The 1,566-nt window shown below is 49.7% G+C and carries 1 protein-coding gene; it reads right to left on the reverse strand.

Annotation, left to right across the window (positions count from 1 at the left end; all coding sequences use genetic code 11):
- Positions 1-6 precede the first annotated feature (6 nt).
- Entirely contained in the window at positions 7-1,521 is a 1,515-nt protein-coding gene (locus WCK51_16010) for an IS4 family transposase (protein ID MEI7578394.1), read from the reverse strand.
- Positions 1,522-1,566 lie beyond the last annotated feature (45 nt).

The following is a 1,566-nucleotide window of genomic DNA, read 5'->3' on the forward strand; positions in this document are numbered from 1 at the left end:
GCCATTTTATACCCCACAAGTCATTTGATTAAAGGCAGCGTAAGCTTCGACGATCGTTTCGAAACGGCTCATCCCTCGCCAAATCGTTTTTGAGCCGGGCGGGCCTTGCGATTTTTTGTCGATGTAACCGCCGATTTTCGCGATCGAGGTCATGAATTCCTTCATCGTTGGCGGCTTCTTCGGATCGACCCGACGACGAGTTAAAAAAATCATGATGGCCATCCACTCGCCGGGCGTGAAGTATTTCTCACACGAACTCTCCGGATCGCTTCGAGTTGCCCCTTTGAGATACTCTATCCGCCAAGCGACGACCGAAAGGATCGAGAAGGCGACTAAATAGCGATCCAGTGTTTCATACTTCATGTCCTCAATCTTCAGCCCGCTCTTGAGTGTTTTGAAATACAACTCCACTTCCCATCGCTTGCAGTATCCAGCAAGTACCGATTCGATATCTTCGACTGTTTGGATCGGAAGTGTGGTTAAGAGAACCCATCGAATTGGAACTTCGCCCTCAGGTGGGTTTTCTTCCAATGTCTCGACTACGTTGAGAGTTACCTCATCGAGACGCCCTCCACCAGCGCGACGAGGTCCTTTGATCGTCACACTCATAGCCCTTATCTGTAGTACCGCTTGGCGTGAGGTTCGGGCCTGTCGGCGTGCACGCTTTTTATCGTCGGGTAACACCGGAGCTTTACGTTCGGAAACGTTGACGGAACGTACAAGTCTCCATTGGGCTTGGGATAATGCTTCATCGACGGCTACACCCTGGAGACTCTGACCTGTACTTGAATCGGTTGCGGACACGAGCAAATGCGAGTGACATTGGCGAATGATGAAATCATAATTATCCGGCAAATCATTAGCCTCGCAAAGCAATTCTCCGATGTCCGACTCACTGTCAGAGACGATCACGAAGCTTGTTTTAGACATACTTCGGGCGAGTTGTTCACCACTTTGCATCATCTCTAACCAACGGCAGCTTTCCTTCTCCTCAAAGCAAGCCCGTTTTCTTTCAGCAACGCGCTTTTTGGACGAAACTTGCAGTGATTTCTCGTCACGCGTCCAAACCACTTGGTCGACTGCCCCCAATGGCAAACCATCCTGGGTGATTGCGAAAAGTGGATGATAAAAAAAGCCCTGTCGCTTATCTGTACCTAACGGACCGGCACCTTCGACGCGTTGCCTGGGCTTGGTCAAATCGACCTCTGTGGTGTCTTGAACCAGATAGATCCGCTTATATGCCGAGCATCTTTGCCGCGTGGATTGATTGTGTTGGGAGAGGATTTCGTCCATGCTAACCTTCGGGTTATCGACCAATCGGTAGGTGGCTTTGAGATCGGCTTTCGATCTGGCTCGATCGGGTGTTGATTCACCCATACGAGCTGCCTGCGAAACACATAGTTTTAACCGATAAGACAATCGTTTGTCACCCAAGTCAACCGCTTGGAACTCATGTTCAACCCAATCCGTCACCATTTGAGCCACCATCCATGCGATCGCTAAAAATGCTATCAATCGCACTTTATCGGTTCGATAGCAAGATCAACTTGTGGGGTATAAAATGGC

The organism is Armatimonadota bacterium (assembly GCA_037138755.1).
Taxonomy (GTDB): Bacteria; Armatimonadota; Fimbriimonadia; order Fimbriimonadales; family Fimbriimonadaceae; genus Fimbriimonas.